Annotated in this window: 21 protein-coding genes; 10 read left to right on the forward strand and 11 right to left on the reverse strand. The window is 67.1% G+C overall.

What is annotated here, in order from left to right:
* Positions 1–156 precede the first annotated feature (156 nt).
* Complete coding sequence (locus ACP7AB_RS01285; protein WP_425988091.1) at positions 157–1,914, forward strand: M1 family metallopeptidase; 1,758 nt, start codon at positions 157–159, stop codon at positions 1,912–1,914.
* A gap of 7 nt (positions 1,915–1,921) precedes the next feature.
* Positions 1,922–3,640: a M1 family metallopeptidase gene (locus ACP7AB_RS01290; protein WP_425988094.1), complete on the forward strand. Its 1,719-nt coding sequence runs from the start codon at positions 1,922–1,924 to the stop codon at positions 3,638–3,640.
* On the opposite strand, the gene ACP7AB_RS01295 is transcribed toward ACP7AB_RS01290, so the two are convergent.
* The 5 genes from ACP7AB_RS01295 to ACP7AB_RS01315 all read right to left on the reverse strand — a co-directional run bounded on the left by ACP7AB_RS01295 (position 3,601) and on the right by ACP7AB_RS01315 (position 6,921).
* Complete coding sequence (locus ACP7AB_RS01295; RefSeq protein WP_425988096.1) at positions 3,601–4,419, reverse strand: transglutaminase-like domain-containing protein; 819 nt, start codon at positions 4,417–4,419, stop codon at positions 3,601–3,603. The two genes, ACP7AB_RS01290 and ACP7AB_RS01295, sit on opposite strands and share 40 nt — an antisense overlap.
* 104 nt (positions 4,420–4,523) lie before the next feature.
* On the reverse strand, positions 4,524–5,084 hold the full coding sequence (locus tag ACP7AB_RS01300; RefSeq protein WP_303695104.1) for an HNH endonuclease: 561 nt from the start codon (positions 5,082–5,084) through the stop codon (positions 4,524–4,526).
* 120 nt (positions 5,085–5,204) lie between these two features.
* Complete coding sequence (locus ACP7AB_RS01305) at positions 5,205–5,879, reverse strand: trimeric intracellular cation channel family protein (RefSeq protein ID WP_425988098.1); 675 nt, start codon at positions 5,877–5,879, stop codon at positions 5,205–5,207.
* On the reverse strand, positions 5,876–6,571 hold the full coding sequence (locus tag ACP7AB_RS01310; RefSeq protein WP_425988101.1) for a DNA-3-methyladenine glycosylase family protein: 696 nt from the start codon (positions 6,569–6,571) through the stop codon (positions 5,876–5,878). The genes ACP7AB_RS01305 and ACP7AB_RS01310 overlap by 4 nt, the downstream gene beginning before the upstream one ends.
* The gene (locus ACP7AB_RS01315; RefSeq protein ID WP_425988103.1) at positions 6,568–6,921 is read right to left on the reverse strand and encodes a hypothetical protein; all 354 of its coding nucleotides are present in this window, start codon (positions 6,919–6,921) and stop codon (positions 6,568–6,570) included. Before ACP7AB_RS01315 ends, ACP7AB_RS01310 begins: the two co-directional genes overlap by 4 nt.
* Positions 6,922–7,149: 228 nt before the next feature.
* On the opposite strand from ACP7AB_RS01315, the gene ACP7AB_RS01320 reads away from it, so the two are divergent.
* Positions 7,150–8,274 (forward strand): JmjC domain-containing protein, encoded by a 1,125-nt coding sequence (locus tag ACP7AB_RS01320; RefSeq protein WP_425988105.1) that lies wholly within the window; start codon positions 7,150–7,152, stop codon positions 8,272–8,274.
* On the forward strand, positions 8,271–9,119 hold the full coding sequence (gene gluQRS, locus ACP7AB_RS01325) for a tRNA glutamyl-Q(34) synthetase GluQRS (protein WP_425988108.1): 849 nt from the start codon (positions 8,271–8,273) through the stop codon (positions 9,117–9,119). The genes ACP7AB_RS01320 and gluQRS overlap by 4 nt, the downstream gene beginning before the upstream one ends.
* A 246-nt stretch (positions 9,120–9,365) precedes the next feature.
* Here the strand turns inward: gluQRS and ACP7AB_RS01330 are convergent, their stop codons facing one another.
* Both ACP7AB_RS01330 and ACP7AB_RS01335 read right to left on the reverse strand, forming a co-directional pair.
* Complete coding sequence (locus ACP7AB_RS01330) at positions 9,366–13,022, reverse strand: tetratricopeptide repeat protein (RefSeq protein WP_426046076.1); 3,657 nt, start codon at positions 13,020–13,022, stop codon at positions 9,366–9,368.
* Positions 13,023–13,166: 144 nt separating this feature from the next.
* Positions 13,167–13,898 (reverse strand): hypothetical protein, encoded by a 732-nt coding sequence (locus ACP7AB_RS01335; protein WP_425988111.1) that lies wholly within the window; start codon positions 13,896–13,898, stop codon positions 13,167–13,169.
* Positions 13,899–14,152: 254 nt separating this feature from the next.
* Here ACP7AB_RS01335 and ACP7AB_RS01340 point away from each other — a divergent pair, with 254 nt between their 5' ends.
* Together ACP7AB_RS01340 and ACP7AB_RS01345 are read left to right on the forward strand one after the other, a co-directional pair.
* Positions 14,153–15,529, forward strand: coding sequence for a transposase (locus ACP7AB_RS01340; protein WP_425988113.1), 1,377 nt, complete (start codon positions 14,153–14,155; stop codon positions 15,527–15,529).
* Positions 15,530–15,743: 214 nt separating this feature from the next.
* Complete coding sequence (locus ACP7AB_RS01345; protein WP_425988116.1) at positions 15,744–16,652, forward strand: DMT family transporter; 909 nt, start codon at positions 15,744–15,746, stop codon at positions 16,650–16,652.
* Between the two features lie 29 nt (positions 16,653–16,681).
* Here the strand turns inward: ACP7AB_RS01345 and ACP7AB_RS01350 are convergent, their stop codons facing one another.
* Together ACP7AB_RS01350 and ACP7AB_RS01355 are read right to left on the reverse strand one after the other, a co-directional pair.
* Complete coding sequence (locus ACP7AB_RS01350) at positions 16,682–16,885, reverse strand: cold-shock protein (protein WP_303695099.1); 204 nt, start codon at positions 16,883–16,885, stop codon at positions 16,682–16,684.
* Between the two features lie 207 nt (positions 16,886–17,092).
* Entirely contained in the window at positions 17,093–17,854 is a 762-nt protein-coding gene (locus ACP7AB_RS01355) for an extensin family protein (RefSeq protein ID WP_425988118.1), read from the reverse strand.
* A gap of 121 nt (positions 17,855–17,975) precedes the next feature.
* Here ACP7AB_RS01355 and ppk2 point away from each other — a divergent pair, with 121 nt between their 5' ends.
* From ppk2 to ACP7AB_RS01375, 4 genes are all read left to right on the forward strand, one after another.
* Positions 17,976–18,722 (forward strand): polyphosphate kinase 2, encoded by a 747-nt coding sequence (gene ppk2 / locus ACP7AB_RS01360; protein ID WP_425988120.1) that lies wholly within the window; start codon positions 17,976–17,978, stop codon positions 18,720–18,722.
* Positions 18,723–18,841: 119 nt separating this feature from the next.
* On the forward strand, positions 18,842–19,189 hold the full coding sequence (locus ACP7AB_RS01365; protein ID WP_426046077.1) for a DUF1428 domain-containing protein: 348 nt from the start codon (positions 18,842–18,844) through the stop codon (positions 19,187–19,189).
* Between the two features lie 357 nt (positions 19,190–19,546).
* Positions 19,547–21,250: a type IIL restriction-modification enzyme MmeI gene (locus tag ACP7AB_RS01370; protein WP_425988124.1), complete on the forward strand. Its 1,704-nt coding sequence runs from the start codon at positions 19,547–19,549 to the stop codon at positions 21,248–21,250.
* A gap of 30 nt (positions 21,251–21,280) precedes the next feature.
* Positions 21,281–23,077, forward strand: a complete 1,797-nt coding sequence (locus tag ACP7AB_RS01375) for a hypothetical protein (RefSeq protein ID WP_425988126.1) — start codon at positions 21,281–21,283, stop codon at positions 23,075–23,077.
* 83 nt (positions 23,078–23,160) lie between these two features.
* On the opposite strand, the gene ACP7AB_RS01380 is transcribed toward ACP7AB_RS01375, so the two are convergent.
* Together ACP7AB_RS01380 and rpoD are read right to left on the reverse strand one after the other, a co-directional pair.
* Complete coding sequence (locus ACP7AB_RS01380; RefSeq protein WP_425988127.1) at positions 23,161–23,583, reverse strand: hypothetical protein; 423 nt, start codon at positions 23,581–23,583, stop codon at positions 23,161–23,163.
* A gap of 402 nt (positions 23,584–23,985) precedes the next feature.
* Positions 23,986–25,953: an RNA polymerase sigma factor RpoD gene (gene rpoD, locus ACP7AB_RS01385; protein ID WP_425988129.1), complete on the reverse strand. Its 1,968-nt coding sequence runs from the start codon at positions 25,951–25,953 to the stop codon at positions 23,986–23,988.
* Positions 25,954–26,035: the final 82 nt, after the last annotated feature.

Genomic DNA, 26,035 nt, shown 5'->3' on the forward strand with positions numbered 1-26,035 from the left:
CTCCCCATGCACCCCGGCGAAGGCCGGGGTCCAGATCGCGGACGCCGTCGGCCGGGATCAAAGACCATCCAAAACCCGGAGATCGCTTTTTCCATCTGGACCCCGGCCTTCGCCGGGGTGCACGGTGAACAGGAATTCTGACGAGGATAGACGCTGATGGCCGGATCGAGTCTGCGTGCGGCGAGCATGGCCGTCCTGGCCTGCATGCTGTCTGTTCCCGCGACGGCCCAGGACGCCCCCGCCCGCCAGCCGACCGCCTTCACTCTCGAAACCGACAATCCCCGCACGCCGGAGCAGGAGGCCGTCCGCTTCGACAAGGCCGATCTGTCGATCAAGATCCTGCCCGAGGACAAGGCGATCGACGGCGTGGCCGTGCTGGACTTCACCGTGCTTCAGCCGATCCAGCGTCTGGCGGTCGAGCTGGACACACTCTTCACCATCTCCGAGATCCGGCTGGACGGCGAGATCGTGCCCGCCGATCGCTGGTCCAACCCCGAAGGCCGTCTGACCGTAGAGGTTCCGGCGGGTCTGGCCGAAGGCGCCACCCCCACCCTGACCATCGCCTATGCCGGCCAGCCCCGTGTCGCTCCACGTGCGCCCTGGAACGGCGGCTGGGTCTGGGCCACCGCCCCGACGGGCGAGCCCTGGATCGGTTCTGCCGTCCAGCTCAACGGCTGTGACCTGGTCTGGCCCTGTATCGACAACTCCAACGCCGAGCCCGGCCAGCTGGATATGCATATCACCACGCCGGGCAATGTCTCGGCGCCGGGACCCGGCGTGTTCAAGGGCGTGACCGAAAACACCGACGGCACGAAGACCTGGAGCTGGAGCATCGCCCATCCGAACATCTATGCCGGGATGATCAACGTCGGCCCCTATGAGGAGGTCACCGCCCCGTACCAGAGCCGGTTCGGCAACACGATCCCGATGCACTACTGGCACCTGCGGTCCGACGACCCGGCCAAGGTCCAGAGACTGTTCGCCGAGTTCGCGCCCATGCTCGACTTCTTCGAATCGACCATCGGCCCCTACCCGTTCGGCGACTCCAAGATGGGGGTGGTCGAGACACCCTATCTCGGCATGGAGCACCAGACGATCAACGCCTACGGCAATGCCTACAGGATCGAGACGCGCGGCTACGACACCCTGCTGCAGCACGAGTTCAGCCACGAGTGGTTCGCCAACCAGCTGACCAACCGCAACGCCGACGACATGTGGCTGCACGAAGGGCTGGGCAGCTATATGCAGCCCCTCTACGCCCGCTACCTGCATGGCGAGCGGTTCATGCAGTCCGAGCTGCAGCACCAGCGCGAGGGTCTGGTCAACGCCTTCCCGGTCGTCTCGCAGACCAACCGCACCGTCAACCAGGTCTATGGCGGCTCTGAGGGCCCCGGCGGCGACATCTATTCCAAGGGTTCGCTGATCGCCCACACCCTGCGGATGACGATCGGCGACGACGACTTCTACGAGGTGATCCGCCGTCTGGTGTACGGCCGCCCCGATCCGCGCCCGGGTAATTTCGTCCCCCAGACCAGTTCGACGCGCGAGATGAACGCCATCGTCAATCAGGTGACGGGTCAGGACTACGACTGGTTCTTCCAGACCTATCTGTATGAGGCGGGCCTGCCTGTGCTGTCGCAGGCCCGCGAAGGCGATCAGCTGACTCTGACCTGGACCACCGACGGCGGCGGCGACTTCCCCATGCCGGTGGAGATCGAGATCGACGGCCGGTCGCAGACGGTGTCCATGCCCGACGGCAGCACGACCATCACCGTCCCGGTCGGCGCGACCGTGCTGATCGATCCGCAGAACAGGCTGCTGCGCCAGCTCGACGTCGTCGACGACTGGCAGGCCTGGAACCGCATAGAACGCGAGCGGGCCGCCGCCGAACGCCTCGCCCGCTCCGCCAGCTGAGGCCCACATGCGCACTGCCCTGACAGCCGCCGCCGCCGCCGCGGCATCCCTGCTGGCGAGTCCCGCCCTCGCCCAGGACGCGGCGCCGCGACAGTCCACGGCCTTCACCCTGATGACGGATCAGTCGCGCACGCCGGAACAGCAGGCCGTGCGCATCGATCTCGTCGATCTGGCGATCAAGGTCATCCCGGACGACAAGGCCATCGACGCGACGGCGACCCTGACCTTCACCGCCACCGAGCCGGCCGCCAGGTTGGTGGTCGAACTGGACACCGTGTTCGAGGTCTCGGCCGTGACCGTGGACGGACAGGCCGTGAGCGACTGGTCCAATCCCGAAGGGCGGATGACCGTTCCCCTGGCCCGGCCGTTGGCGGCGGGCCAGTCCGCGACCCTGCGCATCGCCTATTCTGGTCATCCCCGCGTGGCGCCCCGCGCACCCTGGTCCGGCGGCTTCGTCTGGGCGAGCGCGCCCGGCGGCGAGCCGTGGATCGCCACAGCGGTCCAGGGCGAGGGCTGCGACCTGTTCTGGCCCTGTATCGACAGCCCCCTGGCCGAGCCCGGCCGGGTCGACCTGCACATCACCGTCCCGACCGGCCTGTCCGCGCCGTCCAACGGCCGCTTCCTCGGCACGGAAGATCACGGCGACGGCTGGACCACCTGGAACTGGTCAGCCGCCCAGCCCAACACCTACGCCATAGCCCTGAACATCGGCCCCTATACGGAGCTGAAGACCGACTACCGCAGCCGGTTCGGCAACAGCTTCCCGATGTCCTTCTGGCATCTGAACTCCGACGACCCGGCGCGCGCCGCCGCCCTGTTCGCCGAGTTCCCGCAACAGATGGACTTCTACGAGGCGACCGTCGGCCCCTTCCCTTTCTCCGACGAGAAGATGGGCGTCGTGGAGACCCCGCACCTGGGCATGGAGCACCAGACCATCAACGCCTACGGCAACCAGTATCGGCTGGACGGCAAGGGCTACGACTGGTTGCTGCAGCACGAGCTGGCCCACGAATGGTTCGGCAACCAGATGACCAATGCCAACGCCGACGACATGTGGCTGCACGAAGGGCTGGGCAGCTATATGCAGCCCCTCTACGGCGGCTGGCTGCACGGCGACCGCTACATGCAGACCGAACTGGCCGAGCAGCAGCAGGGCCTGATCAACCGCTTTCCCGTCGTCTCGGGCGAACTCAGGAGCGAGGGCGAGGTCTATGACGGCGCGGTCGGGCCGGGCAACGACATCTATTCCAAGGGTTCGCTGATCGCCCATTCGCTGCGGATGCTGATCGGCGACGAGGCCTTCTTCCGAGCCGTGACCACCCTGGTCTATGGCCGCCCCGATCCGCGCCCGGGCAATTTCGAGCCGATCTACCGCTCGACGCCGGACTTCCTGCGGATCGTCAATGACATCACCGACAGGGACTACGGCTGGTTCTTCCGCGGCTATCTCTATCAGGCCGCCCTGCCGGTCCTGAACGAGACGCGCGAGGGCGACACCCTCAACCTGTCATGGACGACCGGCGACGGCGCAGCCTTTCCAATGCCGGTCGAGGTGTCCGTGGACGGCCGGGTCGAAACGCTGGCCATGACCGGCGGCCGGGGGGCGATCGTTGTCCCCGCCGCGGCTCACATCGTGATCGATCCGCAGAACAAGGTCCTGCGCCGGCTCGACTTCATCGAGACCTATCAGGCGCGCAGAAGGTCCGATCGCGCCTCGACGGAATAGTCGTCCGCAGCCTCGGCGGTGATCGACTGGCTGACCATCTTGCAAGTTCCCTGGGTCGACAGGAAGGCGATGTCGGCGGCGTCGCGCCCGCAGGCGATCCGCACCAGTCCCTCGATCGGCGCCAGCCCGGTCGGATCGACCAGCCACCATCCGTTCGACAGCCAGATCTCGAAGATGGCGTGGAAGTCGGGCGGGCTCAGCTGGTGCGCGAAGGCGCTGACCGCGCGGGCCGGAATGCCCGAGGCCCGGCACAGGGTGATGCCCATATGGGTAAAGTCGCGGCACACGCCCGCCCGATCGATGAAGGTCCGCGCGGCCGTCGTCTCGGAGTCCGACACGCCGCGCTCATAGTCGATGTTCCCGGTGATCCAGTTCAGGATCGCGAGCACCCGCTCGCCGCCCGAGGTCTCTCCGAACTGACGCTCCACGAACCGGCCGAACTGGTCCGAGGGGCAATAGCGGCTGGGCCACAGATAGGTCAGCACCTCGGCCGGTAGGTCGTTCCAGTCGTGCTGGGTCACGCCCGGCGGCAGGCCCAACAGCGAGCCGTTATCGACCACCGCCTCGTAGGACACGGCCACGTCGCCGCTGAGGCGCGCACGGAGGGTGCGGGCGCCGAACTCCTCGTCCTCGTCCTGATGGAAGGCCTGGGGCGGCGTGATCGTCAGCCGTTCCTCCAGGATGTCCTGGCCCGGCCAGTGCGCGACCTGAATCTTGTAGATCGCGTCGGTCGGGGGATCGAAGCGATAGACGAGCTCGGCGCGGACGCGAATTTTCATGGACGACCTGATGTGAGGGGCGAGCCGTCAACGTCGCGCATCGGCGGCCGTTCCGGATCGTGCAATGCTCTAGCAGGTCATGCGGCGCAGGATAGTGGCGCCGTCTAAGGCTCCAACTCGATGTCCCAGTACAGATAGTCGAGCCAGCTCTGGTGCAGGTAGTGCGGCGGGAACCGTCGGCCTGCGTCCTGGAGCTGGAAGGCATTGGGCCGGTTGGGCGCACGTCGGATCGGCATGTGCGCCTGCTGCGGCGTCCGCCCGCCCTTCCTCAGATTGCAGGGGGAACAGGCGGCGACGATGTTCTCCCACGTCGTGCGTCCGCCCCGGCTGCGCGGGATGACATGGTCGAAGGTCAGTTCGGCGGTGTCGCCGCAGTACTGGCAGGTGAAGCCGTCGCGCAGGAAGACGTTGAAGCGGGTGAAGGCCGGGCTGCGATTCTGGTCGACATAGCTCTTCAGCGCGATGACGCTGGGGATCTGCATCTCCATCGACGGACTGCGCACGACCCTGTCATAGGTCGAGACGACGTCCACGCGCTCTTGATAGACCGCCTTCACCGCCTCCTCCCACGGCCAGAGCGACAGTGGATAGTAGGACAGCGGACGGAAATCGGCGTTCAGCACCAAGGCTGGAAAGCCGGAGGGCGGCTTGTGAAGGACCTGCATCAGACCCTCCCGCTCACGCCGGATATCGAGGAAATCGGACTGAAAACGTCTCTCCTTCTCTCTAGTAAAGCCAGCCTATTCCCGATTCGCACGCACCGCCATGACGACGATGCAGCGGTTTCATGACGCGCCCTTTCTGATGAGGCCGCCAGGGAAGGCCGGAAGGCTCCAGCCCCAGGCCAGAGCGCCGGCCCGGAGCGCGAATCCGATCGGCGCTGCGATCGCCGCAGCGGGCCAGTGATCGATGCCGAACTGTCGCGCCACGACATAGATGGTCGCCGCAGCCAGGGCCGCCGAGACGTTGATCTCTCGCCGCAGAAGAATTGACGGCTGCCCCGCCAGGATGTCGCGCACAATGCCGCCGAAACAGGCTGTCAGCGCCCCCATGACGATGCAGATCAGGGGCGGTGCCCCGACCGCCTCGGCCTTGGCCGCGCCGAGCACGCCGTAAGCCCCGAGCCCGATCGCATCGAGCCACAACAGCGCCCGGAAGCGCCAGGCCCCTGCCCCGACCAGCCAGACCGCCAGGGCCGCGGCGAGGCAGACGGCGATGTATCTCCAGTCCTGGACCCAGAAGACCGGGGCATCGATGAGCAGGTCCCGCAGGGTCCCGCCGCCCACGCCGGTGATGGCGCCGAAGAAGGCGAAGGTGACGAGGTCGTGCTTCTCCCGCGCCGCCGCCAGCGCTCCGGTCGCGGCGAACACCGCAACGCCCGCGAAGTCCAGCGCGCCAAGCACCGTCTCCGGGTAGGCGAGCGCAGGACTCAGGATCGTGGGGTCGACCAGTGCGTTCACGGCTGTCTGCGTTCCCTGGGTCTCGGCTTGGCGCCCGCCGGGTTGAGGGGATGATCTAGCACGATCTGGCCCGCCTTCACCCCGACGTACCAGGCCCAGAGCAGATGAACCGCCACGCCCCGGTGCGGCCGCCACATCTCGGCGCGGGCGTAGGCGGCCTTGGTGTCCGGTCTGAACTCGAGCCTGTCAGCCCAGCGGATCGCCTCTTGAAGCGCAATGTCGCCGCCCGGAAAGACATCCAGCCGCCCCTCGCAGATCAGCAGATAGGCCTCCGCCGTCCACAGACCGACGCCCTTCAGCGACACCAGGGCGGAGATCGCCGCCTCGTCGTCCAGGGTCGACAGATGCTCCAGATCGACCGTCCCATCCAGTTGCGCCCGTGCGATGCCCTGTCCGTAGGTCGCCTTCTGTCGCGACAGCCCCATGCCGCGCAGTGAGTCCAGATTGTGGGCCAGCAGGGTCTCTGGCGTGATTTCCCCAAGCCCCGCCTGCAGCCGGGCCCAGACCGATGCTGCCGAGGCTACGGACACCTGTTGCTCGACGATCATCCTGAACAGGCCGACGAACCCCGGCTGACGGACCCGCCAATCGAATACCGGCGTCTGGGCGTGGGCCCGGGCCAGGGCGGGGTCGGCGGCGGCCAGCGCCTCCCGCGCGGCCGCAATGGCCTGGGGCTCGAGGACGCGCCTCACGAACGAAGGAGATCGCGAAGGCTGAAGCCGGCCAGCAGGATGCCGAGACTGATCAGGGCGATCGACTCGGGCGCGAACAGCAGGTCGGGACGGGATGCGGCGATCAGGGCGCCGGAGACAAGGATGGCGACGGAACCGCTGAGCGCGGTCAGGCTCTGCAGCCGCGTGCGCGAGGAGGCGCGAGCGCGTGCCAGATTCGCCAGGGCGGTCACGACAAGGAGGAAGCCGGCCGAAAGAAACCACACCCCCCGTTCGGTGGGGCTGACAAAAGCCTGATGGCCAACCGCGAGGTGCGCGACCCCGAACAGGGCGACGAGCACGGCGGCGATCTGATCGATGATCCGGACCATTGATCATGGTTAAGCCCTGGCTCACCCCCCGACAAGGCACGCAACCTGCCCCAGCGACCTCAGGAGTCCGAAAGTCGCTGTCTCGGGCGCGATGTCGTTATCCTACCCGCACGGTTTGGGTATGGGCGTGGTCCAGCGTGGCAAAGGTTGCGTGTACGAGGGCCTGTTCGGCGAGGGTGATCTCAACCATGCTTTCGATCCGGCAGCCGAGCGGCTAGCCTTTGCGCCATGCACAGTCTGGACGAACTTCTGGCGCCGATCACCCCTGCGGTGTTCCACGCCGACCATGACGACCGGCAACCGCTGCATATTCCAGCCGGCCCCGGCACGCCCAAGGCCGACCTTCTGGACTGGGGCCGCTTCAACGCCCTGCTCGACCAGACCTCGATCTGGACGGCCCACAGCCTGAAGGTCCTCTACAACGGCCAGCGGGTCCCGCCGCCGCGGTATTGTCACGACGCCGCGACCGGATCGGGCGTGGCGAACCGGCCCTCGCCCGCCAAGGTCAAGGTCCTGCTGGCCCAGGGCGCCAGCCTCGTGCTCGACGAGGTTCAGGATCTGGTCCCGTCGATCCGCGCCCTGACCCCGGCGCTGGGCCGCGCCTTCGCCGGCCAGGTCAGCGCCAACCTCTACTGCTCCTTCGGCGGGGTGCAGGCGTTCGGGACCCACTTCGACCTGCACCACGTCTTCGCGGTCCAGTGCGAGGGCGAGAAGGTCTGGACCCTCTACTCCAACCGCGCAGACGCCCCGACCACCTTCCCGATCGACAACGAGGAGACCCGCGCCTGGCTGGCGGCCCAGCGCGGACCGGTGATGACCCAGGTGCATATGCGGCCCGGCGATGTCCTCTATCTTCCCCGCGGCTGGTATCACGACGCCATGGCGACCGATGGCGCGTCCCTGCACGTCACCTATTCGATCACTCCGGCCGACGGACGCACCGTCTTCGACATCCTGAAGCGGCTGACACAGGACGAGGCCGCCTTCCGCCACTTCCTGCGTCCCGCGGGATCCGAAATCCTGAAGGCCCAACTCGCCGACCTGGGCCGACGCCTGTCCGCCCTGGCCGTCAGCGACGTCTTCGCCGACGAGATCGCCATGGCCCAGGAACGGCTGATTGCGCGCGAACCCGGCTACGCCCTGCCTCATCGTCCGACACTGACCCTCTATGGTCGCGGCCAGGGGCCGGCGCCCGCCGTCGCCGGCCCCGCCGCCGTGGCGCTGGACTGGGCCCTGTCGCAGCCGCGTCTGTCCCTTGAGGACATGATCGCCCAGTTCGACGTCGTGCCCGAGGCGGAGCTCCGCGCCATGATCGACGCGGCCGTCAGGACGGGCGCCCTGGTCCGCCTTTGACCTTCGTCACCCGCTTCGCGCCGTCGCCGACCGGCCTGCTCCATCGCGGCCACGCCTTCTCCGCCCTGACGGCCTGGACGGCGGCAAGGCGCGCGAACGGCCGCTTCCTGCTGCGGATCGAGGACACCGACTTCACCCGTTGCCGCCCGGAGTACGAGGCCGCGATTCTCAACGACCTCGCCTGGCTGGGTCTCGATTGGGAGCCCCCCGTCCGTCGCCAGTCCGAACACCGCGCCGACTACGACGCCGCACTGGTCCGCCTCCGGGACATGGGCGTCCTCTACCGCTGCTTCCGCACGCGCAAGGAGCTGATGGCCTTGGCCGGGATGGCGCCTCATGCCGACGACCCGACCGACGCCCAGGCCTTCGCAGGCGGCCCACTGTCCCCCGGCGAGGAAGCCGAAACGCTCGCCTCCGGCCAACCCTTCGCCTGGCGTCTGTCGCTCGCAGCGGCGCGCGACCGTCTCGGCGACTTCCAGCAACTGACCTGGGTCGAGGAGACCGCCGGGCCGGGCATCAGGACCGCGCGGCCCGAGGCGCTCGGCGACATGGTCCTCGGCCGCAAGGTCATCGGCGCCGGCTATGTCATCGCCTCGGTCGTCGACGATGCCTTGCAGGGCGTGACCCATGTCATCCGGGGCGAGGACCTGATCGAAACCACGTCTATCCAACGCATGCTTCAGGCCCTGCTGGACCTGCCGACGCCGGTCTATCGGCACCACCCACTGCTGCTGGGACCGGACGGCAAACGCTATGCCAAGCGCGACGGATCGGTGACGCTCGCCGCCTTGCGCGAGGCGGGGATGACGGCGGAGGTGTTGCGGACCGAACTCGGCTTTGCTTGATTTCCGGCCCCGTCTAGCGCCCGACCTTGGCGGGAAGCGGCCCTGATCGATTTCCGCTCTGGGTGGAGAGCGGTCTCGGAGATCGACTCCAAAAGCAGACATTCCCTGCCAGTTCGCGCCTGAGCGCCAGTCTTCGAAACGGCACGGCGGGTTCGAGTGCGCCAAGGGCCGTCATGGGAGACCGGCTATCCTATGGAGCGCTTCCCGGTGGTGGCCTTCACGAAGACGAAGGAGCGGGGGCAGGTTTCAAGGCAGGGCAGCGTGCTTGGCTTCGAGCTGTTCGAGCAATGCGCGGAACGTCTCGACCCGGTCAGCGGCGCCCGCCGCCTCATAGGCCTCCAACGCCCCGCGCACATCGGTCAGGGCGGCATCCAGATGGGCGACGTCCCCCGTTCGATCGAACAGAGTGTTCCGCACAAAGGCCAGGTTGCCCGTGGCCGTGGCCCAGTACAGCGGCACGCGCTCGCGGGTGTTTTCCTCAAGCGACGCCTGATAGGCCGCGACCGCCTCCTCCAGACGCGCCGTCCCGCTCTCGCGCTCACCGAGGGCCCAAAGGGCATTGCCGAGGTTGTTCTGGGTCGCGGCCCATTGCAGCGGCGCGCGCTCGCGGGAGTATTCCTCAAGCAACGCCTGATATGCCGCGACCGCCTCCTCCAGACGCGCCGTCCCGCTCTCGCGCTTGCCGAGGGCCGCAAGGGCATCGCCAAGGTTGTACTGGGTCGAAGCCCAGTCCAGCGGCGCGCGCTCGCGGGTGTATTCCTCAAGCGACGCCCGATAGGCCGCGACCGCGTCCTCCAGACGCGCCGTCCCGCTCTCGCGCTGGCCGAGAGCCGCAAGGGCGCCGCCGAGGTTGTACTGGGTCCAGACCCAGTCCAGCGGCACGCGTTCACGGGTGCGTTCCTCAAGCGACGCCCGATAGGCCGCGACGGCCTCTTCCAGACGCGCCGTCCCGCTCTCGCGCGAGCCGATTGTAGAAAGGGCCCTCCCCAGATTGGTCTGGGTCGCGGCCCATTCCAGCGGCACGCTTTCACGGGTGCGTTCCTCAAGCGACGCCCGATAGGCTGTGACCGCCTCCTCCAGACGCGCCGTCCCGCTCTCGCGCTGGCCGAGGAACTGAAGGGCATCGCCGAGGTTGTCCTGGGTCGCGGCCCAGTCCAGCGGCACGCGCTCGCGAGTGCGTTCCTCAAGCGCTGCCCGAAAGGCATCGACGGCCTCTTCCAGACGCGCCGTCCCGCTCTCGCGCTCGCCGAGGGTCCCAAGGACAACGCCGAGGTTGTTCTGGATCGCGGCCCAGTCCAGCGGCACGCGATCGCGGGTGCGTTCCTCAAGCGACGCCCGATAGGCCGCGACCGCCTCCTCCAGGCGCGCCGTCCCGCTCTCGCGCTGGCCAAGTTCAAAAAGGACACCGCCGAGGTTGCCCTGGGTCGCGGCCCAGTCCAGCGGCGCGCGCTCGCGGGTGTTTTCCTCAAGCGACGCCCGATAGGCCGCAACCGCCTCCTCCAGACGCGCCGACCCACTCTCGCGCTCGCCGAGTACAGAAAGAGCGATCCCCAGATTGTTCTGGGTCCCGGCCCATTCTAGCGGCACGCGTTCACGGGTGCGTTCCTCAAGCGACGCCCGATAGGCCGCGACCGCCTCCTCCAGGCGCGCCGTACCGCTCTCCCGCTCACCGAGGGACCGAAGGGCAGCGCCGAGGTTGTTCTGGGTCTGGGCCCAGTCCAGAGGCGCGCGCTCGCGAGTGCGCTCCTCAAGCGCTGCCCGAAAGGCCGCGACCGCCTCCTCCAGACGCGCCGTCCCGCTCTCGCGCTCGCCGAGGGACCGAAGGGCAGTGCCGAGGTTGTTCTCGGTCGCGGCCCAAACCAGCGGCCCGCGATCGCGGGTGCGTTCCTCAAGCGCTGCCCGATAGGCCGCGACCGCCTCCTCCAGACGCGCCGTCCCGCTCTCGCGCTCGCCGAGGGCCGCAAGGGCATCGCCAAGGTTGTTCTCGGTCGCGGCCCACCCCAGCGGCACGCGCTCGCGGGTGCGTTCCTCAAGCGCTGCCCGAAGGGCATCGACGGCCTCCTCCAGACGCGCCGTCCCGCTCTCGCGCTCGCCGAGCTCAGAAAGAGCGGTCCCCAGATTGTTCTGGGTCGCGGCCCAGTCCAGCGGCACGCGATCCCGGGTCCGTTCCTCAAGCGACGCCCGATAGGCCGCGACCGCCTCCTCCAGACGCGCCGTCCCGCTCTCGCGCTTGCCGAGGGCCGCAAGGGCAGCGCCGAGGTTGCTCTGGGTCTCGGCCCAGTCCAGCGGCACGCGATCGCGGGTGCGTTCCTCAAGCGACGTCCGATAGGCTGCGACTGCCTCCTCCAGACGTGCCGTCCCATTCTCGCGCTCGTCGAGAATCGCGAGGGCACTGCCGAGGTTGCTCTGGGTCCGCGCCCAAGCCAGTGGCACGCGATCGCGGGTGTTTTCTTCAAGCGACGCCCGAAGGGCATCGACCGCCTCCTCCAGGCCCGCCGTCCCGCTCTCGCGCTTGCCGAGTTCAAAAAGGACAGCAGCGAGGTTGCCCTGGGCCACGGCCCATTCCAGCGGCACGCGTTCACGGGTCAGCTCCAGGCGTGCCGCCCGAAGGGCATCGACCGCCTCCTCCAGACGCGCCGTCCCGCTCTCGCGTGAGCCGAGCATCAAAAGGACAACGCCGAGGTTGCCCTGGGTCTTGGCCCAGTCCAGCGGCACGCGCTCGCGGGTGCGTTCCTCAAGCGACGCCCGAAAGGCTGCGGCCGCCTCCTCCAGACGCGCCGTCCCGCTCTCGCGCTCGCCGAGGATCCCAAGGACACTGCCGAGGCTACTCTGGGTCCTGGCCCAGTCCAGCGGCACGCGTTCACGGGTGCTTTCCTCAAGCGACGCCCGAAAGGCTGCGGCCGCCTCCTCCAGACGCGCCGTCCCGCTCTCGCGCGAGCCGAGGATCCCAAGGGTATTGCCGAGGTTGCTCTGGGTCGAGGCCCAGTCCAATGGCACGCGTTCACGGGTGCTTTCCTCAAGCGACGCCCGAAAGGCTGCGGCCGCCTCCTCCAGACGCGCCGTCCCGCTCTCGCGCGAACCGAGGGCCTGAAGGGCAACGCCGAGGCTATTCTGGGTCTGAGCCCAGTCCAGCGGCACGCGCTCGCGGGTGCGTTCCTCAAGCGCTGTCCGAAAGGCATCGACCGCCTCCTCCAGGCGCGCCGTCCCGCTCTCGCGATCGCCGAGGGTCCCAAGGGCCCTGCCGAAGCTGTGCTGGGTCGCAGCCCAGTCGTCTGGATTTTCCGAGCGGTCCACAAGGGACGCGGCTTCCGAATAATAGTCGATCGCGCGGACGAGGGCGGCATTGTCGCCCTTCTCATCGCCGCGTTGATACGCCGTCAGGCCGAGGTCCGAGGTGAGAAGGAAATCGTCATGCCGCGCGCGGCGTCTTGCTTCCCGACGGGCCTCCAGCGCTATCCGCTCAGCTCCGTCGAAATCCTGGCGCTGGCGGGCGAAGGCCGAGCGCGTCGTGACGGACCCGATCCACAAATCTCCCGCCTCGACCGACGCCGATTGGCGCAGGAACGCCAGTTGTTCCAGGGCCCGGTCGGCCTCCTGCAGGCGACCGTCCTCGAAGGCGATCCGGGCCTCCTCCACGAAACGCGCGGCCCGGTCCCGGATCTCGCCGGTCTCGATCCGGGCAACGATCTCGGTCAGATCGGCGAGCTTTTGGCGGTTGTCGACGTCCTGCTCGACCCAGCGAGCGGCGGCCTGAACGACATCCTCCGGCGAAGCGTCCGTCGCCAGGCCGAGCAGTTGCCCCACCCGGACGACATCGGCCCGCGAAGCGGCGGCCTGGCGACTGGCTGTGCCCGCCTCGCCTCGCGCAGTCCTGGCGGCAGAGAGCGCGACGCTGAGTTCCACCCGCAATTCGCGGACCTGGGCCGGGCCCAGCCCCGTCCCCTCCCGTCCCCTCCCGTCCCTGGGCAAAGGCCGGCATGGGCCCCGCCAGGGTCACGCCCGCGCCTGCGACGATCGCCAGGGCCATGAGACCTGCGCTGAAGCGCTTCACAAACAGCGCTCCAGCTTCGTCCCGCCGTAACCGGCGTGGGTCAGATTACGCCAGTTCAGCCGTTCCTCATCCCCCGCCTTTGAATAGGTGAAGATCAGTGCCTGGCCTTCCGTCTCCCCCGCGTCCGACGACCGCGCGATGCTGGCGTGCAGCTCTTCACCTGTCCCTCCCGGCACGAGGGCGGCGGTCATGGCGTAGTCGTCCATGCCCGGCGTCTTGCGGACCCGCGTGATCATGAGACCCCCGTCCTGAACCCGGAAGTCGTAGATCACGCCGCAGCCCGCCTCACCCCACAGTCCTGGAATGGCCTCGGCGACCGCGCGCTGAGGCGGCGAAAGGGCGGCGATGATCTCGTCCCTGGCCTCGCCAACCTCGGTCCGCGTCTTCGCCCCGTCTTCCTCGACGGTCCTGTCCGTGGCGGCCGGCGGGTCGATCAACGGAAACAGCAAGGACATGGCGCCGAGGCCCGCCACCGCACCCGAGACCAGGGTCGCAACCCCCTTGCCCGTGGTCCAGAACGGCCGACCCGGCGAAGAGCCATCCCTGGAGGCCAGCACATAGTACGATACCGCCGCCGCGATCCCGACGCCCAAAAGGGCGAAGGCCGCCACCCAGCCGCCGGTCTTGGACTGGGCGGTATTCAGCGTCATCCAGCCGAACGCCAGGACGACGGCGATGACCGCCAGCACCGCGACCGCGACAGCCGTCCAGCGATAGTCTCGTCTCATGTCGGCCCCTTGCCTCTCAACTTTGAACATGCGGCGACCACATGAACAACCTTCGTTCGACCAGTTAGGTCACAGCACCCGCATTGTTCAAAGTCGGACTGTCTGTGCGGCGCGACGGACCTTGTGCAAAGTCACCCTCAGGCCAAACAGACATTGCCGACGTCCGCTTTGGGTCGATACCGTTGAAAAAGTCGGCAATTGCCACGGGCTTCAGGGGCTGATTCACTCTGGTCATTGAGGCTGGAGGCAGCGCGATGATGGGCGAGCGGCGGGTCGATCAGGCGGCCCTGTTCTATACTTTCTCGCTGGAGGACCACGTCCCTGCGAACCATCTGCTGAGGTCGATCGACCGGTTTGTCGAGTTGGAGGGCCTGCGAGCGCATCTTGCTCCGTTCTACAGCGCCATGGGCCGTCCCTCGATCGATCCCGAGCTGCTGATCCGGATGCTGCTGGTAGGCTACTGCTTCGGGATCCGCTCGGAGCGGCGGCTGTGCGAGGAAGTCCATCTCAACCTGGCCTATCGTTGGTTCTGCCGTCTGGGTCTGGACGGGGCTGTGCCGGACCACTCCACGTTCTCCAAGAACCGCCACGGCCGCTTCCGGGATAGCGATCTGCTGCGCCAGTTGTTCGACACGGTCCTGCGCCGGTGCATGTTGGAAGGCCTGGTCGGCGGCGAGGGCTTCGCGGTGGACGCCAGCCTGATCAAGGCCGAGGCGAACCGCGAGCGCAGCGTGCCTGGCGATCCCGGCCTACCGCCCGAGGCGTCGAGCCGGGCGATCGACGAGTATCTGGCGGTGCTGGACGACGCGGCATTCGGTGGAGCCACGCCGGTGACGCCCAAGTTCATCTCGCCGGTGGATCCGGCCGCGCGCTGGACCGCCGCCAACAAGGGGCCGGCCTTCTTCGCCTATGCCACCAACTACCTGATCGATCTGAAGCACGCCGTCATCGTCGATGTCGAGGCGTCCACCGCCGTGCGGCCGGCCGAGCTGACCGCGGCCCGCACCATGATCGAGCGGGTTCAGGACAGGCATGATCTCCACCCCGATCGCCTTGCCGCCGACACCGCCTATGGCTCGGCCGAGATGCTGGATTGGCTGGTCAACGACCAGGGGATCGCACCCCACATCCCGATCATCGACAAGTCTGGCCGGACGGACGGGACCTTCTCCCGAGCCGACTTCACCTATGATCCCGCCGCCGACCTTTATCGCTGTCCGGGCGGCAAGGAACTGAAGCAATATCGACGAGCCTTCCGCGCCGATCACCCCGATACCCCGCCGGATGACACCTATCGGTATCGCGCCTCCAAGATCGATTGCGACGCCTGCGCGCTGAAGCCCAACTGCTGCCCCAACGGGCCGGCTCGGAAGGTGACGCGTTCCATCCACGAAGCCGCCAGGGACGTCGCCCGCGACATCGCCAGGACCGATGCCTACGTCACCTCCCGACGCGAGCGGAAGAAGGTCGAGATGCTGTTCGCCCACCTCAAGCGCATCCTCAGGCTGGACCGACTGCGCCTTCGCGGTCCCTGCGGCGCCCGCGACGAGTTCCTACTCGCCGCCACCGCCCAGAACCTGCGGAAAATGGCCCGCCTGATCCAGCTGCAGACCGCCCCGACGCCCGCCTGAAGGACCCCGAGCCCCGCGATCTCGTCACAGCCTGATCAACCAGCCGCGACGCCTCGTCAGCCAGCCGACTTTTTCAACGGTATCGGTCGAGAGCGATCTTTGGATCCGTGACGGAAACAGGACCTATCCTCCGGTCGTTTTCGGCCCCTCCCCTCGCTTCTCCCGTGGGCTCAAGCCCCCTCCCTATTGGAGAGGGTAAGGGGTATGCGACATCATGCCTCCCTCCCCCTCCCGCCTGATCCCCCTGCTGGTCGTGCTGGCCTCCGCCAGCATCCTCGGCCTCGCTCCGATCCTCGTCCGCCTGACCGAGACCGGTCCGGCGGCCGCCGGCTTCTGGCGGCTCCTGTTCGCCCTGCCCCTACTGCTCATCCTCGTCGGTCGTCCCGGCGCAGAAGGCTTCGGGCGGCCGTCGAAATGGATGCTGCTGGCCGGCCTGTTCTTCGCCTTCGACCTCAGCTTCTGGCACTACGGCATCGTCATGACCTCGGTCGCCAATGCGACGGTGCTGTGCAACCTGACGCCGGTCGTGGTCACCCTGGTGGGCTGGTTCCTGTTCAAGGAGCGGCCCGCGCGGCTGTTCATCCTGGCCCTGGCCCTGGCCATGGGCGGAGCCTTCGCCATGGCCGCCGGGGCCGCGCCGGGTCAGGGGACCAACCCGGTGCTGGGCGACATCTTCTCCCTGTCCGTGGCCCTCTGGTACTCCGGCTACTTCCTGGCGGTAAAACAGGCGCGCACCACGGCGGGCGCTCTGCGGATCACCCTCTGGGCGACGGTCGCGGGCATTCCAATCATGGCGGGGGCGGCGCTGCTGCTGGGCGAGGACATGATCCCCGCCACCGCCGCCGGCTGGGCCGCCTGCGCCGGCATGGGCGTCATGCATGTGGCGGGACAGGGCGGCGTCGCCTGGGCCCTGGGCAAGCTGCCGGCCTCCATCACCGCCGTGACCATCCTGATCCAGCCGATCGTGGCCGCCGCCCTCGGCTGGATGATCTTCGGCGAGACCCTCGCGCCGGTGCAGGCCCTGGGCGGCGCCCTCGTCCTGGCGGCGATCGTCCTGGCCCAGTGGTCGAACCGGGCGAAAACGAAAACGGGCGCGGCTCCCGAAGGAACCGCGCCCGCCTAGATCACGTCAGCGATCCCGATCCGTTTGGATCAGAGAAGCTTCAGGTCCACGGCCGAGGTCTTGCCGCGCTGGGATTCCAGCTCGTACTGAACCTTGGCGTTCTCATCGAGGCCCGTCAGGCCAGCCTTCTGCACGGCGGTGATGTGAACGAACACATCGGCGCCGCCGCTTTCGGGCTGGATGAAGCCGAAGCCCTTCGTGGGGTTGAACCACTTGACCGTACCGGTCGCCATTGTTGCGTCTCCATAAACGCGCTTTTCCAGGCGGACGCCCTGTCGAGGGGGTCCGACAATCCATCTGGACAGCTCGTTCAGGCGAAGGAGCGAAACGCGGGTTTGGACCCCACGCGAAATCCGGATTGCGCGGATGTTTTCTCTCAGCCGCAAAGCCCGGTCAACCGGAAACGATTCGTGCGTCAGGCGGGCCTGTGCGGAAGGATTTTACGCGCACAGCCCTCGAGGGGCCCCGTCAAGGTGAAGATGATCCTTGTGCGCATCATTGTAGTCGGGGCTGAGCACCGTCGAGAACACCCGGCAGGCGCCTTCGCGGATGCGTCTCAATAACCCGGAACCCTCTGTTCCGTTTGGACCTTGTCCGTCCCAGTCGTTGAGAACCGACACCGTCCGACCGTCCGCAAGAGTCACCGAGGCGACGTCGAGCGCATTGGCCCTGGCATGCTCGCTGGGCCGGTCCGAGACCTCGGTCGAGCCGTAGATCCGGCGGCAGGAATAAGTCCCGTAGTTGTTCACCGAGACGGCGCGGGAGCCGTAGATCGCCTCCGCCGCGGGCTGCAGCACCTGCCGGTCCCAGATGACGTAGCGCACGGCCAGCGGGCACTGCATGGTCAGGCCGCCCGGCTTCAGCGGCGTCACCGCGCCGCCGGTGATGGTGACCGCGCCGCGCACCTGGCAGAAGCCGCCGTCGTCCCTGTCCCCGGCCGGCCGCACCTCGACCCCTGCGTCGCGCAGGGTCTGGATACAGGCCTCGGTCGCGCCCCTGACCTCCTCCGGCGACGCCGCGAACGGAACCTCGAAGTCCGCGACCTTGGCCTCCGTCGCCTGGCCCAGCGGATGGTTGAGGTCCAGCGGCTTCCACGGCAGATCCTGCGGCGGGGCGAAGGCGTTCATCAGGGCGAAGGCCGCGCAGACGCCCAGCGCCAGCTCCCACATCAGGTTCCAGAAATCGGCGAAATCGCGTTTCATGCCCGATGACAATGGACGGACGGGCGAAAGGTAACAATCGCGCGCGCGCGTTTCCCATGTCCCCATCTCGACGCGCGGGCGCAAACCGCTCAAACCTGCGGCCGAACACGGAGCGATCACGATGGGCAAGGCCAAGGACTACGACAAAATGCTGGAGGCGCTGCAGGTGGAGCTCGTCGACACCCAGCACTGGGCCATCGAACAGGGGCTGAAGGTCCTCGTCGTGTTCGAGGGCCGCGACACGGCCGGCAAGGACGGAGCGATCAAGCGGATCACCGAATACGCCTCGCCCCGCCAGACCCGCATCGTCGCCCTGCCCAAGCCGACCGAGCGAGAATCCACACAGTGGTATTTCCAGCGCTATGTCTCCCATCTGCCGGCGGCAGGCGAAATGGTCCTGCTGAACCGGTCCTGGTACAATCGCGGCGGCGTCGAGCCCGTCATGGGCTTCTGCACCCCCGAGCAGCACGAGCATTTCCTCGACGACGCGCCCCGGTTCGAGCGGTCGCTGACCGGCTCCGGCATCATCCTGATCAAGCTCTGGCTCGACATCTCCAAGGACGAACAGGCCAAACGCCTCGCCGAGCGGATGGAAGACCCGCTGAAAAAATTCAAGGTTTCGTCCCTCGACGCGGAGGCCCAGATTCGCTGGGACGCCTATACCGGCGCCCGAGACCGCATGCTGGCCGAGACCCACCATCGCGACGCGCCCTGGACCATCGTCGCCACCGATGACAAGAAGACGGCCCGGCTGAACATCATCCGCCACATCCTGCATCGGCTGGGGCGGCCGGGCGCAAGGATCGGCCATGTCGACAAGGGCGTGATCCTCGACGCCAGCCGCGCGAAAGGCAAGCTGAACGCCTAGATGTGACGCCTTCTTACAAGACGCCTGCCTGTGTCATCATCCACATCCGGGGCTCAGGCTGCGAGGCTCCGCGAGCCGGGCATAGGGCCGCCAACAAAGTCCTGCGAAGGAGAAGAACGATGTCCTACATCACCGGCTTCCTGACCCCCGTGAAGGCCGCGGACAGGGACCGCTACATCCGGTCCGCCGAGTTCAGCGCCCCCCTGTTCAAGGAGTTCGGCGCCCTCGAACAGGTCGAGACCTGGGGTGTCGACGTCCCGGCCGGCAAGGTCACCGGCTTCGACCTGGCCGTGAAGCTGGAAGAAGGCGAGGTCGTCATCTTCTCCTGGCTGAAGTGGCCCGACAAGGCGACCGCCGACGCCGCCTGGGCCAGGATGATGGAAGACCCCCGCTTCGCCGACATGGACATGCCCTTCGACGGCAAGCGCATGATGTGGGGCGGCTTCGAGGTCGTGTTCGAGGGATAGAACCCTCTCCCCCTCTCGTCCCCTCTCCCGGCGGGAGAGGGCTTGAGCGCCCGAGAGCCGTCAGGCGATCGGACTCGCGCGAAAGGGTGAGGGACACCCCGCCAACCGTCTCTCACCAACCCCTCACCCTTTCGGCTATACGCATCGCTACGCTCTGCGAGCCTCAAGCCCTCTCCCGCCGGGGAGAGGGAAGGGTCAGTGCTGGCCGGTGATGGAGGCTTCCAGCAGGGCGATCTCGTCGGGAGTCAGGTCGAACAGGCGATAGACCATGGCGTCGATCTCGCGTTCGGCCGCCGCGTTCCGCCTTTCCAGACCGTGTGCTCAACCCTAAGGTCATCTCAAGGGGAAACGCCGCACGTGGACATCGAGACCTTCATCCAGCGCTGGAGCCAGGCGCGCGGCGGCGCCGAGCGCGCCAACTACCAGATGTTCCTGACCGAGCTTTGCGAGGCGCTGGACCTCCCGCGTCCCGACCCGGCCTCGGACGACACCCGCACCAACGACTATGTCTTCGAACGCGGCGTGAAGCGGCGCGAGTCCGAGGGCACGGCCTCCACCCTGCGGATCGACCTCTACAAGAAGGGGGCCTTCATTCTGGAGGCCAAACAGTCGCGCGCCGCCCACCGTGATGACGGCCAGCAGGCCTTGTTCAAGGCCGACGAGACGGCCTCCACCGCCGCCTCCGAGGGCAAGTGGGACGTGCTCATGCGCAACGCCCGCAAACAGGCCGAGGACTATGTCTTCCGCCTGCCCGCCGACCACCCGGCCCCGCCCTTCATCATCGTCTGCGACGTCGGCTATGTGTTCGAGGTCTATGCCGACTTCTCCGGCTCCGGCCGCGCCTATTCCCACTTCCCCGACCGCAAGGGCTTCCGCATCCGGCTGGAGGACCTGCGCGATCCGGCCGTCGTCAAACGGCTCACGGCCATCTGGACAGAGCCGCAGTCGCTGGACCCGACGCGGGAAGCCGCCCGCGTCACGCGCCAGATCGCCGAACGTCTGGCCGAGGTCTCCAAGCGGCTGGAAAAGAAGCATCCGCCGGAAGAGGTCGCCCATTTCCTGATGCGCTGCATCTTCACGATGTTCGCCGAGGACACCGACCTTTTGCCCCGGGGCCGGTTCACCGCCCTGCTGCAGGAACAGCTGGACCACCCCGACAGCTTCGCCCCCATGCTTCAGGCCCTGTGGAAGAGCATGGACGCGCCCGACTACGACAACCGCTTCTATGCCGGGTTCGGCCTGCACCTGAAGCACTTCAACGGCAGCCTGTTCAAGGAGGCCAGGGCCTTTCCGATGGACCGCGAGGAGATCGGCGAACTGCTGGCCGCCGCCCGGCACGACTGGCGCTATGTCGAGCCCGCCATCTTCGGCACCCTGGTCGAACAGGCGCTTGAGCCGTCCGAGCGCCGCAAGCTGGGCGCCCATTACACCCCCCGCTCCTATGTCGAACGCCTCGTCGAGGTCACGGTCATGGAGCCCCTGCGCGCCGACTGGAACGCGGCTCTGGTCAAGGCTGCCGACGCCCGCGAACGCAACGAGCCGAAAGAGGCGGTGGAAGCCGTGCGCACCTTCCACCATCGGCTCTGCACCACCCGCGTCCTCGACCCCGCCTGCGGCACCGGCAACTTCCTCTATGTGTCGCTGGAGCTGATGAAGCGGCTGGAGGGCGAGGTGCTGGAGACCCTGGCCGAACTGGGCGAGACCGAGGGCATCGGCTTCGAGACCGTCGACCCGCACCAGTTCCTCGGCATCGAGCTGAACGTCCGCGCCGCCGCCATCGCCGAACTGGTGCTGTGGATCGGCTATCTTCAGCAGCACTACCGCAACCGCTCCGAACACCCGGCCGAACCCATCCTCAAGGCCTTCGGCAATATCCAGCAGAAGGACGCCGTCCTGACCTGGGACGGCTATCCCGAACTTCAGTTCGAGATGAAGGATGGGGTGGCGGTGCAGGTCTATCCAAGCGCGCGGCGACCGGAGTGGCCCGAGGCGGAGTTCATCGTGGGAAACCCGCCGTTCATCGGTGGCAAGGACCTGCGTTCACGTATGGCACCCGGTTAAGCAGAGGCGCTGTGGAAAGCGCACAAGGACATGACCGAGAGCGCCGACTTCGTTATGTACTGGTGGGACCGGGCGGCCGAACTACTGACCCGCAAGAAGACGCCGCTCCGTCGGTTCGGGCTCGTAACAACCAACTCCATCAGCCAAGTGTTCCAGCGCCGGGTGATGGAGCGTCACCTCGACGCCAAAGCTCCGGTCTCCCTCATCCTTGCCGTGCCTGACCATCCGTGGACCAAGGCGACCAAGGACAGCGCTGCTGTGCGGATCGCCATGACCGTGGCCCGCGCTGGAGCTCACGAAGGCGTGTTGCGAGAGGTTGCGGGCGAAGCCGGGCTGGATACAGACGACCCCCGACTGGCGTTCGAAGCGCGCGAAGGCAAGATCAATGCTGACCTGACCGTGGGAGTGAACATTACGAGCGCTCTGCCGCTTACGTCGAACCGCGGGCTGTGTGGACGGGGCGTGCAGCTAATGGGTGGAGGCTTCATTCTCACCCGTGAGGAGGTCGACCTATTCGGTCTTTCAAAATCGCCAGTGGTCCGCCGTTACATGAATGGTCGAGATGTTACGGATCGAAGCCGTGGGGTTTCCGTCACCGACTTTTTTGGCATCAATGCCGCGATTGCGCGCAGCGACTACCCCGAAGAGTATCAGCATCTGCTTGAGAACGTGCATCCCGAGCGGCAACTCAATCGTCGGGACAGCTATCGAGAACGGTGGTGGCAGTTTGGCGAAAATTCTGTCTCCACGCGCGACGCGATGTCGGGCCTCGGTCGTTACATCGTCACCGTCCGCACGGCGAAGCATCGCATCTTTAGCTTCCTGAGCGGGGACGTGGTGCCCGACGCAAAGCTCATTGTTGTGGGATCAGACGATCCGCTGCTCTTGGCGCACATGTCATCTCGTATTCACTGTTCATGGTCATTTCACCGTGGGGCGCTCCTTGAGGATCGACCGACGTATCACCATAGCGAATGCTTCTACCCCTTCCCCTTCCCCGACCCGACCGACGCCATCCGCACGACCCTCCGCGCCTTGGGCGAGGAACTCGACGCCACGCGCAAGACCGTCCAGGCCGAGCATCCCGACCTGACCCTGACCGGCCTCTACAATGTGCTGGAGAAGGTCCGCGCCGGGACGCCGCTCGATGCGAAGGACGAGGACGTCAAGGATCGCGGCCGGGTGCTGATCCTCAAGGACCTGCACGACCAGATCGACCGGGCGACGATGCAGGCCTACGGCTGGGACGACCTCTTGTCCCCTCTCCCGGTGGGAGAGGGCTTGAGCGCCCGGGAGCGCGAAGCGCGATCGGCAGCGCGAAAGGGTGAGGGTCGGGTCCCGGATGGCGGCTTCGCCGCTTCGACAGACGACCCTCATCCGGCCCTTCGGGCCACCTTCTCCCAACGGGAGAAGGACGCCCAACTGGACGAGATCATCCTCGAACGCCTCGTCGCCCTGAACGCCGAGCGCGCGGCGGAGGAGGCCGCCGGCCACGTCCGCTGGCTGCGTCCCGACTACCAGATTCCCCGCTTCGCCAAGGGCGCCGCCGCGCCGAAGTCCGGCGAACTGGACCTTCAGGACACCGTCGTCGCCATCGACAAGGGATTGCCCGCCTTCCCGAAGGACAAGGGCGAACAGGTCATGGCCATCCGCGCCGTCCTCGTCGCCTCCGGCCGCCCGATGGACGCCGCCGCCGTCTCCCGCGCCTTCAAGCGCGGCGGCAAGGGCATCGAACAGCGCGTCGTCCAGGCCCTCAACACCCTGGTCCGCTACGCCGAGATCACCCCCCTGCCCAACGGGACGTTCGCGGCGAAACGGGCGGCATAGTCCCCCTCTCCCACAGGGAGAGGGGCCTCATGCTACTCTGTGGGGGTGACAAGGAACCGGACGGCCGCGACGGCAAAGATTGATCACCTCATCCCTGAATAGCGGACGGACAGCGCCGACAGCGCCCTCGCCGCGCGGATCAGGACTTCCGCCTCCCCGGCTCGCCCTTCGGACAACAGCCAGGCCGCGCGGGCGCCGGCGCGTTCGATCGCTTCGCGAACCTTGACCGGTCGCTCGTTCGGCTCGAACGGCAGGTTCAGGGCGTCCGGCAAGGGGCCGATAGCCGGGCGCGGGCCGTCGGGGGCGCCGCGGATGGGCTTGAGGTCGTAGCGGCGCGCCATGGCGTGACGGGTCCAGCCTTCGCGGCTGGCCTTCTTGCGGATATTGGCCAGGCTCACGTCGAAACGACGGGCCACCGACGGGGCCGGTTCGCCCGCCAGATAGGCCTCCCGCACCATGGTCCAGGTCTCCGGGCCGCGATATTTGCGAAGTCTGAAGTGGTGCATGACGGCGGTCTTTGCACACCGCCACGTCAGTTTCGGCCGTATCTGCGTCCCGCCTGTCCCGCTGTTTGCAGGAATGGCGTCCCCGAATTCTCCCCGAGGTCCCGGTTCGGAGATTGAGGGTGCAAAGACGGCTTTCCCTCTCCCGGCGGGAGAGGGCTTGAGCGCCTGAGAGCCGTCAGGCGATCAGACTTGCGCAAAAGGGTGAGGGGTTGGCGGGTCCGTCGGCGTGAGCCGTCGCACGGACACGGCTAGCGCCGACTTCGACGTCGGCCCCTCACCCTTTCGGCTTCACGCATCGCTATCGCTCTGCGAGCCTCAAGCCCTCTCCCACCGGGAGAGGGAGAAGAAAAGGGCCGCCTCCTTGCGGAAGCGGCCCTCTGTCTTCGTCGGCGGTGTCCCGCCTCAGCTGTCGAGGAAGCTGCGCAGCTTCCGCGACCGGCTCGGGTGCTTCAGCTTCCTCAGCGCCTTGGCCTCGATCTGGCGGATGCGTTCGCGGGTGACCGAGAACTGCTGACCGACCTCTTCCAGGGTGTGGTCGGTGTTCATGCCGATGCCGAAGCGCATGCGCAGGACGCGCTCCTCGCGCGGCGTCAGGGACGCCAGCACGCGGGTCGTGGTTTCGCGCAGGTTCGACTGGATGGCCGCGTCGATGGGCAGGATGGCGTTCTTGTCCTCGATGAAGTCGCCCAGGTGGCTGTCTTCCTCGTCGCCGATCGGCGTTTCGAGGCTGATCGGCTCCTTGGCGATCTTCAGGACCTTGCGGACCTTCTCCAGCGGCATGGCCAGCTTCTCGGCCAGTTCCTCCGGGGTCGGCTCGCGGCCGATCTCGTGCAGCATCTGGCGGCTGGTGCGGACGATCTTGTTGATCGTCTCGATCATATGCACCGGGATGCGGATGGTCCGCGCCTGGTCGGCGATCGAGCGGGTGATGGCCTGACGGATCCACCAGGTGGCATAGGTGCTGAACTTGTAGCCGCGGCGGTACTCGAACTTGTCGACCGCCTTCATCAGGCCGATGTTGCCCTCCTGGATCAGGTCCAGGAACTGCAGGCCGCGGTTGGTGTACTTTTTCGCGATGGAGATGACGAGGCGCAGGTTCGCCTCGACCATTTCCTTCTTGGCCTGACGGGCCTCGCGCTCGCCCTTCTGGACCGTGTGGACGATGCGGCGATAGTCGTCGATCGGCAGGCCGGCCTCTGTCGCCACGGCGGCGACGTCGCCCCGGATGGTGGCGATCTGGGTCGACTGGTCGTCACTGAACTTGGTCCAGCGAACACCCATCGACTTGACCGTTTCCGACCAGTTGGGGTCGAGTTCGCGGGTGAAATAGGACTTGAGGAACTCGGGGCGCGAGATGCCGTAGCTGTCGGCCAGGCGCAGCAGCCGGCCTTCCAGACCGATCAGCCGCTTGTTGATCGCATAGAGCTGCTCGACCAGGGCCTCGATACGGTTGTTGTTCAGCTTCAGCGTCTTGAGTCGGCCCGAGATGGCCGCCGACAAGGTGTCATAGGCCTTGCGGTCCTTGACGCTGAGGTCCTCGCCCTTGAGCCGGGTGTCGACCAGCTTCTCCTGCAGTTTGCGGAAGGCGTCGAAGTCCGAGGCGATGGCGTCCAGGGTCTCCATGACGCCGTCGCGCAGCTCCGCCTCCAGCGCCGAGATCGACATCCCGCCGCCGTCGTCGAAGTCTTCGTCCTCCTCGTCCTGCTCGGCCTTCTCGGCCTCGGCAGCGGCGTCCGAGCCCGGTTCCAGCTCGGGCTTGGGCGGGACCGGCTGACCCGGGATCGGGGGCTGGGGCTGGTTGTGCGGCAGGGATGAGGGGTTGAGCACGCCATAGGTGGCGTCCAGGTCGATGACCTCGCGCAGCAGGATGCGGTTGTTGGCCAGTTCGTCGCGCCAGACCATGATGGCCTCGAACGTCAGGGCGCTCTCGCACAGGCCCGAGATCATGGCGTCGCGCCCGGCCTCGATCCGCTTGGCGATGGCGATCTCGCCCTCGCGCGACAGCAGCTCGACCGAGCCCATCTCGCGCAGATACATGCGGACAGGGTCATCAGTACGGTCATAGGTCGGCTTGGCATCGCCTTCGGTGACCGAAGTCTCGGCGCGCTCGGCGACTTCGCCGCCCGTCGCCTCGGCGGCGTCTTCCTCCGCCTCGACAACATTGACGCCCATCTCGGACAGCATCGCGAGCGTATCTTCAATGGCGTCCGGCGTGACTTCTTCCGACGGCAGGACCTTGTTCAGCTCCTCCATCGTCACATAGCCACGCGCCTTGGCCTGCTTGATGAACTTCTTGACGCCGGCATCCGTGAGATCGAGCAAAGGTCCGTCGGTGGATGTGGACTCAGGCGGTTCCTGCGTATCAGTCATTCAGTTCAATTCTCCGCGCCGTCAGGACCCCGCCGGCCCGTCGGCAAAAATGCAACATTCGCTCTGAAATAGAACGCATGCG

Origin of the sequence: Brevundimonas sp. TWP3-1-2b1 (genome assembly GCF_049896165.1) — a bacterium.
In the GTDB taxonomy this organism is placed as follows: domain Bacteria; phylum Pseudomonadota; class Alphaproteobacteria; order Caulobacterales; family Caulobacteraceae; genus Brevundimonas; species Brevundimonas subvibrioides_B.

Excerpts from the sequence above, each read along its gene's own strand:
- ACP7AB_RS01315 (WP_425988103.1), bottom strand. The coding sequence starts at position 6,921 with ATGGTCCGGATCATCGATCAGATCGCCGCCGTGCTCGTCGCCCTGTTC.
- ACP7AB_RS01380 (WP_425988127.1), bottom strand. The coding sequence starts at position 23,583 with ATGCACCACTTCAGACTTCGCAAATATCGCGGCCCGGAGACCTGGACC.
- ACP7AB_RS01320 (WP_425988105.1), top strand. The coding sequence starts at position 7,150 with ATGCACAGTCTGGACGAACTTCTGGCGCCGATCACCCCTGCGGTGTTC.
- ACP7AB_RS01375 (WP_425988126.1), top strand. The coding sequence starts at position 21,281 with ATGACCGAGAGCGCCGACTTCGTTATGTACTGGTGGGACCGGGCGGCC.
- ACP7AB_RS01365 (WP_426046077.1), top strand. The coding sequence starts at position 18,842 with ATGTCCTACATCACCGGCTTCCTGACCCCCGTGAAGGCCGCGGACAGG.
- ACP7AB_RS01355 (WP_425988118.1), bottom strand. The coding sequence starts at position 17,854 with ATGAAACGCGATTTCGCCGATTTCTGGAACCTGATGTGGGAGCTGGCG.
- ACP7AB_RS01300 (WP_303695104.1), bottom strand. The coding sequence starts at position 5,084 with ATGCAGGTCCTTCACAAGCCGCCCTCCGGCTTTCCAGCCTTGGTGCTG.
- ACP7AB_RS01295 (WP_425988096.1), bottom strand. The coding sequence starts at position 4,419 with ATGAAAATTCGCGTCCGCGCCGAGCTCGTCTATCGCTTCGATCCCCCG.
- ACP7AB_RS01350 (WP_303695099.1), bottom strand. The coding sequence starts at position 16,885 with ATGGCGACCGGTACGGTCAAGTGGTTCAACCCCACGAAGGGCTTCGGC.
- ACP7AB_RS01345 (WP_425988116.1), top strand. The coding sequence starts at position 15,744 with ATGCCTCCCTCCCCCTCCCGCCTGATCCCCCTGCTGGTCGTGCTGGCC.
- ACP7AB_RS01285 (WP_425988091.1), top strand. The coding sequence starts at position 157 with ATGGCCGGATCGAGTCTGCGTGCGGCGAGCATGGCCGTCCTGGCCTGC.
- ppk2 (WP_425988120.1), top strand. The coding sequence starts at position 17,976 with ATGGGCAAGGCCAAGGACTACGACAAAATGCTGGAGGCGCTGCAGGTG.
- ACP7AB_RS01290 (WP_425988094.1), top strand. The coding sequence starts at position 1,922 with ATGCGCACTGCCCTGACAGCCGCCGCCGCCGCCGCGGCATCCCTGCTG.
- ACP7AB_RS01340 (WP_425988113.1), top strand. The coding sequence starts at position 14,153 with ATGATGGGCGAGCGGCGGGTCGATCAGGCGGCCCTGTTCTATACTTTC.
- rpoD (WP_425988129.1), bottom strand. The coding sequence starts at position 25,953 with ATGACTGATACGCAGGAACCGCCTGAGTCCACATCCACCGACGGACCT.
- ACP7AB_RS01335 (WP_425988111.1), bottom strand. The coding sequence starts at position 13,898 with ATGAGACGAGACTATCGCTGGACGGCTGTCGCGGTCGCGGTGCTGGCG.